Origin of the sequence: Leifsonia aquatica (genome assembly GCF_014190775.1) — a bacterium.
GTDB classification, from domain to species: domain Bacteria; phylum Actinomycetota; class Actinomycetes; order Actinomycetales; family Microbacteriaceae; genus Leifsonia; species Leifsonia aquatica.
This window is the reverse complement of sequence record NZ_JACHVP010000001.1, coordinates 1,737,084-1,750,797: the sequence shown is the minus strand read 5'-3', so window position 1 is coordinate 1,750,797 and position 13,714 is coordinate 1,737,084. Positions and strand designations below refer to the sequence as shown.

Below are 13,714 nucleotides of genomic sequence, written 5' to 3'. Positions count from 1 at the left end.
GGTTCTCCTCGTGGTCGGATGGAGGCGGAAGGCGAGGTGCTCAGCTGTCGAAGCCGAGCCCCACCGCATCCAGGGTCTTCAGGAACAGGTTGCGCTTGCCGTCGTTGTGGTCCGCGCGGTCGAGCGACAGCCGCGTCAGGTTGATGCCGAGGGAGGCGGCGGGCTCGGGCGGGAAGGGCAGCGGCCGGCTCTTCACCATGTCGAGCTCGGTGCGCTCGGTGCTGCGGCCGGCGAGCAGGTCGAGCATGACCTGCGCGCCGAAGTGGGTCGCGGCGACGCCGAGGCCGGTGTAGCCGGTGGCGTACGCGACCCGGCCGCCGCGCGCCGAACCGAAGAACGCGCAGAACCGGCTGCACGTGTCGATCGCGCCCGCCCACTTGTTCGTGAAGCGCACGCCCTCCAGCTGCGGGAACGTGGTGAAGAAGTGGCTCGCGAGCCGGGCGAAGGTCTCGGGGCGGTCCTCGTACTCCTCGCGCACGCGTCCGCCGTAGTGGTAGATCGCGTCGTAGCCGCCGAACAGGATGCGGTTGTCCGCCGAGAGCCGGTAGTAGTGGAACTGGTTCGCCGAGTCGCCGAGGCCCTGCCGTCCGCTCCAGCCGATGGAGGCCAGCTGCGCGTCCGACAGTGGCTCGGTCATGAGCACGTAGTCGTACACCGGCACCGTCTGGAGGCGGTTGCGCTTCAGCAGGCTCGGGAAGACGTTGGTCGCGAGCGCGGTGCGCTCCGCGCGGACCACACCGTTCGGGGTCTCGAGAGTGGTGCCGTCGCCGATGCTCTCCACCGGGGAGTGCTCGAAGATCTCGACCCCGAGGTCCGCGCAGGCCCGGGCCAGCGCTCGGGCCAGCTTCGCCGGGTGCACCAGCGACGAGTCGGCGGTGCGGAGGAGGCCGGCGAGGTAGGTGGGGGAGTGCACCTGGGCGCGCACCGCGTCGGTGTCGAGGAAGACGGCGTGCTCCCCGTCCGCGGCCTCGCGCAGCCACTCGACCTGGTGCGGCTCGGTGGCGAGGTCGATGGCGCCGTTCCGTTCGAAGTCGGCGTCGAGGTCGAGCTCCGCGATGATCGCCTCGATCTCGTCGAGGTTCCGCATCCCGAGCCGCTGGAGCTGGTCGAACTCCTGCGGGAACCGGCTGAGGCCGTTGTCCTCGCCGTGGGTCAGGCTCGCCTCGCAGAAGCCGCCGTTGCGCCCGGAGGCCGCCCAGCCGATGCGGCGCCCCTCCAGCAGGACGACGCGGGCGCCGGGGTTCTCGCGCTTGGCGAGCAGCGCCGTCCACAGTCCCGAGTAGCCGCCCCCGACGACCGCGAGATCGCACGAGAGATCGCCGCTGAGCGTGGGGTACGCGTCACCCGGGGCGTCCTCGATCCAGAAGACGGACTGCCGGGTGCCCGCGAGCGCGTGCCGCACCACGGACGCATCCGGTCGGCTCCGTTCGAAAACCGTACTGCCCACTCGATTCACGCGCCTCTCTGCTGGGTTTGTGACATTCTGCCCCCTGCGAGCGGGACAGAACGACGGATTCCGTACCGAATCCGTCGGCATTCCGTTCATTCCGTCCGACGGGTGGTCAGGGCTGGTGGCGCTCGAGGAAGTCGTAGACCTCGGTGGTGTCCACCCCGGGGAACGTCCCCGTCGGCAGCGCGGCGAGAAGTGACGTCGGCGTGCGCGCTGCCGGCCAGGCCTGCCCCTCCCACCGCTCCGCGAGCGCGCCGGACGGGCGGCGGCAGCAGCTCTCGTCCGGGCAGCGCGAGAGGGCGCGGTGCGAGGTCTCCCGGCCGCGGAACCACTTCACGTGCTCGAACGGCACGCCCACGCTCACCGAGTAGTCGCCCTCCTTGGCCTTCTCGATGCGGGAGGTGCACCAGAACGTTCCGCGGGGCGTGTCCGTGTACTGGTAATACGGGCTGAACCGGTCCTCCACGTCGAACACCGTGCGCGCCGTCCAGCTGCGGCAGACGGGCGTCCCTTCGATCGCGCCGAGGGCGTCGGACGGGAACGCGACCGAGTCGTTCTCGTACGCCTTGATGATCGTGCCGGACTCGTGCACCTTCATGAAGTGCACCGGGATGCCGAGCCGCGCGGTCGCGAGGTTCGTGAACCGGTGCGCCGCCGTCTCGTACGACACGGCGAAGGCGTCGCGCAGATCCTCCATCGAGATGCGGCGGAAGTTCTTGGCCTCCGTGAGCACGGCCACGGCATCCTTCTCGGGCAGGAGCAGCGCTGCGGTGAGGTAGTTGGTCTCGATCCGCTGCCGCAGAAATTCTGCGTAGTTTCCGGGCTCGTCGTGACCGAGCAGCTGGGACGCGAAGGCCTGCAGGATGGGGGAGCGGGAGTCGCGGGAGGCCGACTGCTCCGTCGGCAGGTAGATGCGCCCGTTGCGCTTGTCGGTCACCGAGCGGGTGGAGTGCGGCAGGTCGCCGACGTAGTGCAGCGAGAAGCCGAGGTGATCGGCCATATCGGCCACGGTCTGCTGCGAGACGGGCCCGCCGGTGTGACCGACGGCGGCGAGGAGCTCTGCGGCGATGGTCTCCAGCTCGGCGAAGTAGTTGTCGCGGGCGCGCATGGTCGCGCGCAGCTCGGCGTTCGCGCGACGGGCCTCCTCCGGGGTCGCGGCGCGCTCGCGGTGCAGCCGCTCGACCTCCTGGTGGAGGGCCAGGATGGCGCGGAGCGTGGCGTCCGGAACCGACTTCGATACCCGCACGGGATCGATCCCGAGCGCGCTGAAGACCGTGCCCCGCTGGGCCCGCTCGACCGCGATCTCGAGGGCGGAGCGCTCGTCGGGCGCCTCGGGGGCGAGCAGGTCGTCGACCGTGACGCCGAGCGCGGCCGCGATGGCCCGCAGTTGCGGCAGCCGCGGCTCGCGGTTGCCGTTCTCGATGGTGGAGACCTGCGAGGGGGCGCGGTCGATCGCCGCGGCCAGGACCTCCAAGGTCATGCCGCGCTGCACACGCGCCGCCCGGATGCGCCGCCCGAGGGTGAGCGCGTCCGCCGCCAGGTCCTCATCGACCGTGTCTGTCATGCAGGCCATGCTGACACCCGCCGGAAGTTCTGGCAAACAGAAGAACCGCCGGATTTCTGTGGACGGATCCGTCCGGGACGGCGCGCGCGGGGCACAGGATCGTCTCAACCGAACCGACCGATGGAGGTCACGATGAGCACCGCAGCCCACCCCGAGCCCCGCCCCGGCGACACCGTGCAGACCGCCGCCGAGCTCCAGCTGGAATGGGACGCCGACCCGCGCTGGTCCGGCATCCGCCGCGACTACACCGCTGCCGACGTCGTCGCCCTGCGCGGCCCCGTCCGGGAGGAGCAGACGCTCGCCCGCCGCGGCGCGCAGACTCTCTGGGAGCTGATCCAGCGCGACGGCAGCGGGCCCGACGCCCGGTGGGTCTCGGCCCTCGGCGCCCTCACCGGCAACCAGGCTGTGCAGCAGGTGCGCGCCGGCCTCGAGGCCATCTACCTCTCCGGCTGGCAGGTCGCCGCCGATGCAAACCTCTCCGGCCAGACCTACCCCGACCAGAGCCTGTACCCGGCCAACTCGGTGCCCGCGGTCGTCCGCCGCATCAACAACGCGCTGCTGCGCGCCGGGCAGATCGAGGGCGTCGACGGAACCGTCGGCGACTGGATGGCGCCGATCGTCGCCGACGCCGAGGCCGGCTTCGGCGGCCCGCTCAACGCCTACGAGCTCATGCACGGGATGATCCAGGCCGGCGCCGCGGGCGTGCACTGGGAGGACCAGCTCGCCAGCGAGAAGAAGTGCGGTCACATGGGCGGCAAGGTCCTCATCCCGACCGGCCAGCACATCCGCACGCTCAACGCCGCGCGCCTCGCCGCCGACGTCGCGGGCGTCCCCACCATCGTGATCGCCCGCACCGACTCGCTGGCCGCCACGCTGCTGACGAGCGATCACGACGAGCGTGACAAGCCGTTCCTCACCGGCACCCGCACCGCGGAGGGCTTCTACGAGGTGACCAACGGCATCGACCCGGTCATCGCCCGCGGGCTGGCCTATGCGCCGTACGCCGACCTCCTCTGGGTCGAGTCGGCCGAGCCGGATCTCGACCTCGCCCGCCGCTTCGCCGAGGCCGTCCACGCGCAGTACCCGGGCAAGAAGCTCGCCTACAACTGCTCGCCGTCGTTCAACTGGAAGAAGCACCTCGACGACGAGACGATCGCCCGGTTCCAGCGCGAGCTCGCGGCGATGGGATACGCCTTCCAGTTCATCACCCTCGCGGGCTTCCACGCCCTCAACCACTCGATGTACACGCTCGCCCGCGACTACGCGTCGCGGCAGATGAGCGCCTACGTCGACCTGCAGGAGGCCGAGTTCGCCTCCGAGGCCGACGGCTACACCGCCACCCGCCACCAGCGGGAGGTCGGCACGGGCTACTTCGACCGCGTCGCGACCGCGCTCAACCCCGACAGCGCCACCCTCGCCCTCGTGGGATCCACCGAACAGCACCAGTTCTGACGGACTGGCCGCACCGACTGACCAAGGAGACACGACCATGATCGAGATCACCGGTCCGACCGTTCCCGGCTCGGACGAGATCCTCACCCCGGAGGCGCTGAGCTTCCTCGACCACCTGCACCAGGCGTTCGCCGCCCGGCGGCAGGAGCTGCTCGCCGAACGGCAGCAGCACCGCGGGGAGGCCGGCAACGGCCGCGACCCCAAGTTCCTGAGCGCGACGGCCGCCGTCCGCGAGGACCCGACCTGGCGCGTCGCCGGCGCCGGCCCGGGGCTGGAGGACCGCCGCGTCGAGATCACCGGCCCGACCGACCCGAAGATGGCGATCAACGCCCTCAACTCCGGCGCCCGCGTCTGGCTCGCCGACCAGGAGGACGCGACCAGCCCCACCTGGGCGAACGTCGTCGGCGGCCAGCGCACCCTGCGCGCCGCGGTGCGCGGAGAGCTGGAGTTCGCGAGCCCGGAGGGCAAGGAGTACCGCGTGACGACGCCGCAGGAGCACACCCCGACCATCGTCATGCGCCCACGCGGCTGGCACCTGGTCGAGAAGCACCTCGCCTTCACCGATCGCGCCGGACGTACGGCGCCGGCCAGCGCGTCCCTCACCGACTTCGGGCTGTACTTCTGGCACAACGCCCAGGCGCTCGTCGACGGCGGCCGGGGACCGTACTTCTACCTCCCGAAGCTCGAGGGGCACCAGGAGGCGCGGCTCTGGAACGACATCTTCGTCTTCGCGCAGCAGCGCATCGGGATGCCCGTCGGCACGGTCCGCGCGACCGTCCTGATCGAGACCATCCCGGCCGCGTTCGAGATGGAGGAGATCCTCTACGAGCTGCGCGACCATTGCGCCGGCCTCAACGCCGGCCGCTGGGACTACATCTTCTCGATCATCAAGACCTTCCTGGGTCGGGGCCGCCGCTTCGCGTTCGGCGACCGGGACCGCATCACCATGACCGTCCCGTTCATGCGCGCCTACACCGAGCTCCTCGTCGCGACCTGCCACAAGCGGGGCGCGCACGCGATCGGCGGCATGAGCGCCTTCATCCCGAACCGGCGCGACCCGGAAGCCACCGAGCGTGCTCTCGCGAAGGTCGCCGACGACAAACGACGGGAGGCGGGCGACGGCTTCGACGGCACCTGGGTCGCCCATCCCGACCTCATCCCGACGGCCCTCGCGGAGTTCGACGCCGTGCTGGGAGAGCGCCCGAACCAGCTGTCGCGGAAGCGGCCGGACGTGCACGCCACCGCCGACGATCTGCTCGATGTGACGACGGCCGACAGCACCGTCACCGACGCGGGCGTGCGCTCCAACGTCTCCGTCGCGCTGCGCTACATCGAGGCGTGGCTCGGGGGGACGGGCGCCGTCGCGATCGACGGGCTGATGGAAGACGCCGCGACCGCCGAGATCTCACGCTCCCTGCTGCGCCAGTGGATCGACAACCGCGTGACCACACAGGAGGGCACGACCGTCGACCGCGCCCTCGTCGAGCGGATCCTGGACGAGGAGCTCGACCGGCTCCGCAGCCCGGAGGGCGACGACCGCTTCGCCGAGGCGGCGGACATCCTGCGCGAGGTCTCCCTCGGCGAGGAGTTCCCGACCTTCCTCACGATCCCGGCGTACGCCCGTCATCTCGTGGACGCGCCGGAGCCCGAGCGGCTCGCGCTGGCGGGCTGACCGCCCGCCGGTCATCCGGGGTGGTGCTCGAGGAATCCTTCGAGCACCACTCCGTGGTTGTGCTCGCCGCGCGCCCCGACCAGCAGCGTAACGACGGGATGCGCGCGGCCGATCTCCCGCAGCTCCTCCACCGCGGGGTTCTCCGCCAGCTCCGCTTCGTAACGGGCGCGGAACTCCTCGAACGGCGGGTCGTCGTGGTGGAACCACTGCCGAAGCCCCGTGGACGGCGCCACCTCCTTCAGCCAGAGATCGAGCTCCGCCCGCTCCTTCGAGACGCCGCGCGGCCACAGCCGGTCGACGAGCACGCGGAAGCCGTCGTCGGGCGACGGATCGTCGTAGACCCGCCGCACCCGGAACGTGCCCACTCGATCCGGTGTCGCGCTCACAGCGGAGCCAGGAGGGCGCCGCGCAGCCGGTCGCTGAGCCCGGGCGGGACGTCCACCGCCACCCCGAGCGCCTGGATCGCCCGGCTGAAGTAGTTGCGGGCCGCGGCGGCGAGCGTGATGTCGACGATCTCCCGGTCGGTGAAGCCCAGCTCCCGCAACCGCAGGGTGTCAGCGTCGGTCATGTCGGCCGCATCGGTGCTGATGCGCTCGGCGTACTCCATCATCGCCACCTCCGCCTCGCTGAGATCGGCGCGACGGTAGTCGCGCGCGATGGCCTCCAGCGACTCCTCGTCGACGAGCGTCAGCATCTTGGAGCCGTGCGCGAGCCGGCAGTGCTTCGAGTGGGCACCCTGCGCGGCGGCCAGCGTGACGAGCTCGTAGCGGCGCAGTCCCAGCTGCGAGGCGATGGCGCGGGCGAGCTGCTCCCACGCCAGATACGCCTCGGGGTTCACGGCCATGACGCGCGTGTGCTCCGGCACGTAGCCGAGATGGCGCTGGTCGTCCGCGTAGATCTCGGCGACGACCCCGGTCGCCTGGTCCGGTTCGCTGGTCTGGATGATGGACACGGCTGCCTCCTCGTGACGCCCCCGACGCGCCCATGATGCCATCGGGCCACCACCGCCACCAGTGCGGATCCGGGGAGGCTGCACTAGGCTCGCGGGCAGATGTCGATTCTGCTGAGCGATCTCCGACGGGCCTGACCGTCCGCTCGTTCGCTGCGCCTGTGGCCGGGTCGTGACGCCGCGGGAGCCTCCTGGCTCCCGTCCGTCCCTACGACCCCCTCATCAGGAGCAGACATGGAATCCATCCTCATCACCGGTGCCTCCGGGCGCCTCGGCGGCGCGATCGTCGCCGCCCTCGCCGCGCGAGTCCCGCGCGAGCGGCTTCGCGTGCTCGTTCGCACCACCCCCGCCGCGGACGCCTTCCGGGCCCGAGGCGTGACAGCCCGGCTCGGCGACTACGCCGATCGAAGATCCCTGGTGGACGCCTTCGCCGGCGTCGACCGCCTCGTCTTCGTCTCGAGTCCGGTGCACGATCCGGCGATCCGGGTGCCGCAGCACCGAGCCGTTGTGTCCGCCGCGGTCGCCGCGGGCGTGCGCCGGGTCGTCTACACGAGCGCGTTCGGCGCCGCGCACGATCCCGGGCATGCAAAGACGGAGGCTCTGCTGGCCGAGCGGTTCGGTCACGGCGACGACTCCGGCGCCACCATCCTGCGCAACGGCTTCTACACCGAGCCGTTCGTCGACCGGGCCCTGGCAGAGGCCGTCGTCGGTCGCGTCACATCGGCAGCCGGTGGGGGAGCTCTTGCGACGGCGTCGCTCGTCGACCTCGCCGAGGCGGCCGCGCTCGCGGCGACCCGACCGCCTGCGCGCCCTGTGCTCGAACTGCGCGGCCCCGCGTGGACCTACGACGAGCTGGCCGCCCACCTCTCGTCCGAGCGCGGCAGGCCGGTCGTCCACGAGCGCGTCGACGTCGAAGCGGCAGGAGCCTTCGGCCCGCTGCACGCGCTGGCCGCCGGCGGACGTCTCGCCACCGGGTCCGACGACCTCGCTGCGCTGCTCGGGAGGCCGCCGCGCACGCTCGCGGACGTGGTCCGCTCGGCGCTGCAGCGCTAGGCGCCGAGTTCGCGCCGCCGCACGGCGAGCACCGCCCGCAGCGTCTCCTCGCTCAGGGGCGCTGCGGGCGGGAAGTGGAGGGTCGCGCCGGTGATGCTGCCCTCGGCGAGCGTCCCGGCCAGTTCGGCGGCGGCCGGAGGGCTCATCAGCAGGAGGCTGCAGTCCTTCGCCGTCGCGGAGAGGCCGACCAGGCCCTTCCCGTTCAGCCGGAAGATCGGGACGCGGTAGCTGATGACCTGCTCGGCGTCGGGGACGATCGCGACGATCCGATCCCGGACGATGCGCAGCGCGGAGCCGAACGGCTCGCCGATCCGATCGAGGTACTCGTCGACCGTGTCCGCATCCACTCCGCGCGCCATGCCGCGACCCTAGCGCCGCGCCGCGAACGGTCGCAACACGCGGGTCAGTGCGCGAAGGCCCCGTCGGAGACGGAGTCGGCCGGCTTGCTGATGAAGAAGGAGCCGACGACGGCGAAGAGCGAGATGATCGCCGCGGCGAGGAACGCCACCTTGATGCCGCCTGCCGTCGCGACGTCGAGCGGAGCGCCACCGGCCGTCAGGGCCGCGGTCTGCGCGGACAGCACGGCGACCAGCAGTGCGGTTCCCGCGGCACCGCCGACCTGTTGCACGGTGCCGACGATCGCGCTGCCGTGCGAGTACAGGTGCGGCGGCACGGCGCCGAGACCGGCCGTGAACAGCGGCGTGAACATCAGCGCCAGGCCGAGGCTCATCACGATGTGCGCGGCCAGCACCATCCCGACCGGCGTGGTCTCGCTCACCAGGGTGAGCGACCAGAGCGCGAGGCTGACCAGGATGGAGCCGGGCACGACGAGCACGCGCGGCCCGAAGCGGTCGTAGAGTCGGCCGACGAACGGCGCGGCCAGCCCCATGACGAGGCCGCCGGGCAGCAGGAGCAGACCGGTCGAGAGCGTGTCGAGGTGCAGCACGTGCTGCAGGTAGAGCGGCAGCACGATGATCACGCCGAACATCGCCGCCGTGCTGATCGCCATGAGCACGATCGAGACGGTGAAGACGGGGGAGCGGAAGGTGCGCAGGTCGAGCAGCGCACGATCCCGTCGCTGCAGGATCAGCTGGCGCAGGATGAAGGTCGCCAGACCGATCACGCCGATGGCGAGCGAGATCCAGAGCGCGGCGCCGGGGCCGCCCGACGCGCTGCCCGACTCGCCCGAGAGGGTGAGTCCGTAGACGAGTCCGCCGAATCCGAGCGCGGAGAGGACCACCGAAAGGACGTCGATGCGCACCTTCGTGGTCTCGGTCACGTTCTCGACGAAGCGCATCCCGATGAGCAGCATGATGAGCGCGATCGGCAGGACGATCAGGAAGATCCAGCGCCACGCGAGGTAGTTGAGGATGAAGCCCGAGATGGTCGGACCGATGGCCGGCGCGACCGAGATGACGATGGAGACGTTGCCCATCGTGCGCCCGCGCTTCGCCGGCGGCACCAGGGTCATCAGGGTCGTCATGAGCAGCGGCAGCATCATCGCGGTGCCGGACGCCTGGATGACGCGGGCGCCGACGAGCACGGCGAAGCCCGGGGCGAGCGCGGCGGTCAGCGTCCCGAGCGAGAAGAGCGACATCGCGGTGATGAACATCGCGCGCGTCGTGAACCGCTGGAGCAGGAAGCCGGTGATCGGGATGACGATCGCCATCGTCAGCATGAACGCCGTGGACAGCCACTGTGCGGCCAGTGCGTCGATCTTCAGGTCGTCCATCAGCTTCGGGATGGCGACCGTCATGATCGTCTCGTTCAGGATGACGACGAACGTGGCGGCGAGCAGCAGCCAGATCACCCGGTTGTTCCGGCGCTCGATGCGGCCGTTCTCGGCGGCGGTGTCCGTCGTCGCGGGGTCGGCGAGGACGGCGGGCACAGGTGAGGTCTGCTCAGTCACCGGTCAACAGTACCGACGACGGGCGACACCGGGGGTTTCGCGCGGGTAAACGATGGCCCCGTTCACTGACCGCGAAACCGGGAATAGATCGGGTGCCGATCAGCGGCCCAGCGACTGCACCGTCCGCACGGCCTCGCCGACCGCGGGGGCGACGGAGGCGAGCTCCGCCGCGCCGACCTCCGGACCCCAGGAGAAGCGCACCGCGGTGCGGGCGAGGTCCTCGGGGTAGCCGAGCGCGAGCAGCACGTGCGAGGCGTCCTCGCTCCCGGCGGCGCACGCCGAACCGCTCGACGAGACGATGCCGTGGCGCTCGAGCTCGAGGAGCACGGCCTCCCCGTTGGTGCCGGGGAAGACGAAGGAGGCGGTGCCGGGGAGGCGCCGCCCCGGATGCCCGGTGAGCTGCGCTCCCGGAGCGACCGCGAGCACGGCGGCGACGAACCCGTCCCGCGCCTCGGCGGCGGCCGCCGCGTTCGCCTCCCGATTCGCCGTCGCCAGCCGCGCGGCCGTCGCCAGGGCGACAGCACCGGCAACGTTCTCCGTGCCCGAGCGCCGGCCGCGCTCCTGTCCGCCGCCGTGCAGCACGGGTTCCAGCGGGATGCGCCCGCGCACGAAGAGCGCGCCGATGCCCTTGGGAGCGCCGATCTTGTGGCCGGAGACGCTCAGCGCGTCGACGCCGAGTTCGCGCACGTCGAGCGGCAGCCAGCCCGCCGCCTGCACCGCGTCGGTGTGGAACGGGATGCGGTGCTCGTGCGCCAGCGCCGCCAGTGCGGCGATCGGCTGGACGGTCCCCACCTCGTTGTTCGCGAGCATCACGCTGGCGAGTGTCGTGTCCGGGCGCAGTGCGGCCGCGAATGCAGCGGGGTCGACCAGCCCGTCGCGGCCCACCGGGACGAACGTCGTCTCGAAGCCGTGCAGGCGGACGAGATGATCGACGGACTCCAGCACCGCCTCGTGCTCGATCGGGGTCGTCACGATGTGCCGGCCGCGCGGAGAGGCGAGCGCGATGCCCTTGATCGCGAGGTTGTCCGCCTCGGTGCCGCCGGACGTGAAGATGACCTCCGAGGCGCGACAACCGAGCCAGGCGGCGACCGCTGCTCGGGCGTCGGCCAGCGCGCGTGCCGCCGATTCACCGACCGCGTGATGGCTCGACGGGTTGCCGAAGTCGCCGGTCAGGTACGGCCACATCGCCTCCAGCACCTCGCGGCGGACCGCGGAGGTCGCCGCCGCGTCGAGGTACAGGCCGCCGGTCATGGCGTCTCGACCACCACGTCCAGGCCGAGGTCGAGCGAGCGCACGCTGTGCGTCAGGGCGCCGGAGGAGATGACGTCGACACCGGTCTCGGCGATGGCGCGGACCGTGTCGAGGCTGACGTTGCCGCTGGCCTCCACGATCGCGCGCCCGGCGATCAGCGCGACGCCCTCCCGCAGCTCGTCCAGGGTGAAGTTGTCGAGCATGATCGTGTCCACGCCCGAGGCGAGCACCGGCTCGATCTGGTCGATCCGGTCCACCTCGACCTCGAGGTGCGTCGTGTGCGAGAGCTGCGCGCGGACGGCGAGCAGGGCGTCGGTCACGCTCAGCCCGGACTGCGCGGTGAGCACGGCGAGGTGGTTGTCCTTGGCCATGACGGCGTCCGACAGCGAGTAGCGGTGGTTGTGCCCGCCACCGGCCCGGACCGCGTGGCGCTCGAACGCGCGGAGGCCCGGCGTCGTCTTGCGGGTGTCGACGACGCGCGCCGAGGTGCCCTCGACCTCCCGGACGAACGCGGCCGTGAGGGTGGCGATCCCGCTCATCCGCTGCGTGAAGTTCAGGGCCACCCGCTCGCCCTGCAGCACCGAGCGGGCCGGGCCGCTGACGGTCGCGAGCGTGTCGCCCGCAGCGAACTCCTCGCCGTCGGCACGCTCGAGGACGACCTCGATCGCCGGGTCGGTCAGGGTCATCGCCGCAGCGAAGACCTCACCGCCCGCGAAGGTGCCGGGCTCCCGTGCGACCAGGCGCGCAGTGGCATATGCCGATTCCGGAATGAGGAGCTGGCTCGTCAGGTCGCCCCACGGGGCGTCCTCCACGAGGGCGGCTCGGACGACGGTCTCGATGATCTGGCGGGTCAGCATGCGAGGGCGGCTTTCTGGAGGTCGGCGGCCGGCGCGAGCACGGTGTGGCGTGCGGGGGCGGCGGAGGTGAGGGGGAAGTCGGAGCGGAAGTGGGCGCCGCGCGATTCCTCGCGGGCGAGAGCGGCGGCGACCACGAGGCGGCCGACCTGGAGGAGGTCGCGGTCCTCGCCCGGACCGGGGGCGGCGGTCGCCGCGAGCTGGGCGGCCGCTGCCGTGAGTCCCGCGCGGTCGCGGTGGACGCCCGCGGCGGCCCACATCAGCGCGCGGAGGGCGTCGCGGTCGTAGGGGATCGTCGGCGCGACGGACTCACCGGACTCGTCGACGTCGTCGACGCCGGTGCCGACCGCTCGGCCGGACAGCGCCGCCTCCGCCAGCCAGGCGGGCGCGGGCTGCCAGGGCTCGCCGATCGCCTGCACCGCGCGGTGCGCGAAGACGAGCCCTTCGAGCAGCGAGTTGGAGGCGAGCCGGTTCGCGCCGTGCGCGCCGGTGCACGCCACCTCGCCGACGGCGAAGACGCCGGGGAGCGTCGTGCGCCCGCTGGTGTCGGTCGCGACGCCGCCCATCACGTAGTGGGCGGCGGGGGTGACCGGCACGGGCTCGCGGGACCAGTCGATCCCGGCGGTGCGGCAGGCGGCGTCGATCGTCGGGAACCGCCGGGCGAGGAAGTCGGCGCCGAGCGCCGTCGCGTCGAGCACGACCGGCGTGCCTCCCTGCGCGGCCATCTCGATCGCGATTCCCCGGGCGACCACGTCCCGCGGCGCCAGCTCGGCGTCGGGATGCACGTCGACCATGAACCGTTCTCCGCGCGCATTGCGCAGCACGGCGCCCTCGCCGCGCACGGCCTCCGACACCAGGAACGATCCCGGGATCGCGAGGGCGGTGGGATGGAACTGCACGAACTCCAGGTCGGCCACGGCCGCTCCCGCGCGCCAGGCCGCGGCGACCCCGTCCCCGGTCGCGACGGCGGGATTCGTCGTGTAGGCGTAGAGCTGCCCGAAGCCGCCCGTCGCGAGGATGACCGCGTCGGCCGCGATCTCCCGCTCGCCACCGGAATCCGTCCGGACGAGCACGCCGGCCGCCGCGCCGTCGCGCACGACGACCTCCCGCAGGAACGCGTGCTCCACGATCTCGACGGCGGAATCCAGGACGGTGGCCACGAGCGCCCGCTCGATCTCCGCCCCGGTCGCATCCCCGCCGGCGTGCAGCACGCGGGGGCTCGAATGCGCCGCCTCCAGGCCGCGCGCCAGCGCGTCGCCGTCGCGGTCGAACGCGACGCCGAGGGCGATCAGCTCACGGATGCGCTGCGGGGCGTCGCCGCACAGCGCTTCGACGGCCTCCCGGACGTTCAGCCCGGCACCCGCACGCAGCGTGTCGTCCACATGCGCCGCCGTGCTGTCGTCGGCGAAGAGGGCTGCGGCGATCCCGCCCTGCGCGTACCGGGTGTTGCTCTCGGAGAGCTCGCCCTTGGTGACCAGCACGACATCGTGGTCGCGGGATGCGCCGAGCGCGGCGACCAGCCCGGCGATCCCGCTGCCGACGACGACCACGCGTGCCATG

Annotated in this window: 12 protein-coding genes; 3 read left to right on the top strand and 9 right to left on the bottom strand. The window is 72.1% G+C overall.

The window, feature by feature from the left end:
- Positions 1–40: 40 nt before the first annotated feature.
- Complete coding sequence (locus FHX33_RS08365; RefSeq protein ID WP_039921938.1) at positions 41–1,447, bottom strand: NAD(P)/FAD-dependent oxidoreductase; 1,407 nt, start codon at positions 1,445–1,447, stop codon at positions 41–43.
- Positions 1,448–1,562: 115 nt separating this feature from the next.
- Positions 1,563–3,014, bottom strand: coding sequence for a helix-turn-helix domain-containing protein (locus FHX33_RS08360; RefSeq protein ID WP_246396886.1), 1,452 nt, complete (start codon positions 3,012–3,014; stop codon positions 1,563–1,565).
- Positions 3,015–3,146: 132 nt separating this feature from the next.
- Here FHX33_RS08360 and aceA point away from each other — a divergent pair, with 132 nt between their 5' ends.
- Complete coding sequence (gene aceA, locus FHX33_RS08355; RefSeq protein ID WP_039921939.1) at positions 3,147–4,466, top strand: isocitrate lyase; 1,320 nt, start codon at positions 3,147–3,149, stop codon at positions 4,464–4,466.
- A 37-nt stretch (positions 4,467–4,503) separates the two neighbouring features.
- Entirely contained in the window at positions 4,504–6,138 is a 1,635-nt protein-coding gene (gene aceB / locus FHX33_RS08350) for a malate synthase A (RefSeq protein ID WP_021762665.1), read from the top strand.
- 11 nt (positions 6,139–6,149) lie between these two features.
- Here the strand turns inward: aceB and FHX33_RS08345 are convergent, their stop codons facing one another.
- On the bottom strand, positions 6,150–6,524 hold the full coding sequence (locus FHX33_RS08345; RefSeq protein ID WP_248616249.1) for a DUF488 domain-containing protein: 375 nt from the start codon (positions 6,522–6,524) through the stop codon (positions 6,150–6,152).
- Complete coding sequence (locus FHX33_RS08340; RefSeq protein ID WP_021762667.1) at positions 6,521–7,090, bottom strand: carboxymuconolactone decarboxylase family protein; 570 nt, start codon at positions 7,088–7,090, stop codon at positions 6,521–6,523. Before FHX33_RS08340 ends, FHX33_RS08345 begins: the two co-directional genes overlap by 4 nt.
- 231 nt (positions 7,091–7,321) lie before the next feature.
- On the opposite strand from FHX33_RS08340, the gene FHX33_RS08335 reads away from it, so the two are divergent.
- Positions 7,322–8,140, top strand: coding sequence for an NmrA family NAD(P)-binding protein (locus tag FHX33_RS08335; RefSeq protein ID WP_183428335.1), 819 nt, complete (start codon positions 7,322–7,324; stop codon positions 8,138–8,140).
- On the opposite strand, the gene FHX33_RS08330 is transcribed toward FHX33_RS08335, so the two are convergent.
- The 5 genes from FHX33_RS08330 to nadB all read right to left on the bottom strand — a co-directional run bounded on the left by FHX33_RS08330 (position 8,137) and on the right by nadB (position 13,713).
- Entirely contained in the window at positions 8,137–8,499 is a 363-nt protein-coding gene (locus FHX33_RS08330) for an iron chaperone (RefSeq protein WP_183428334.1), read from the bottom strand. The genes FHX33_RS08335 and FHX33_RS08330 overlap by 4 nt on opposite strands.
- Positions 8,500–8,543: 44 nt before the next feature.
- Positions 8,544–10,028, bottom strand: a complete 1,485-nt coding sequence (locus FHX33_RS08325) for an MDR family MFS transporter (RefSeq protein ID WP_021764212.1) — start codon at positions 10,026–10,028, stop codon at positions 8,544–8,546.
- Between the two features lie 120 nt (positions 10,029–10,148).
- On the bottom strand, positions 10,149–11,300 hold the full coding sequence (locus tag FHX33_RS08320; protein ID WP_183428333.1) for a cysteine desulfurase family protein: 1,152 nt from the start codon (positions 11,298–11,300) through the stop codon (positions 10,149–10,151).
- Positions 11,297–12,157, bottom strand: coding sequence for a carboxylating nicotinate-nucleotide diphosphorylase (nadC, locus tag FHX33_RS08315; protein WP_021755161.1), 861 nt, complete (start codon positions 12,155–12,157; stop codon positions 11,297–11,299). Before nadC ends, FHX33_RS08320 begins: the two co-directional genes overlap by 4 nt.
- Positions 12,151–13,713: an L-aspartate oxidase gene (gene nadB, locus FHX33_RS08310; RefSeq protein ID WP_183428332.1), complete on the bottom strand. Its 1,563-nt coding sequence runs from the start codon at positions 13,711–13,713 to the stop codon at positions 12,151–12,153. Before nadB ends, nadC begins: the two co-directional genes overlap by 7 nt.
- Position 13,714 lies beyond the last annotated feature (1 nt).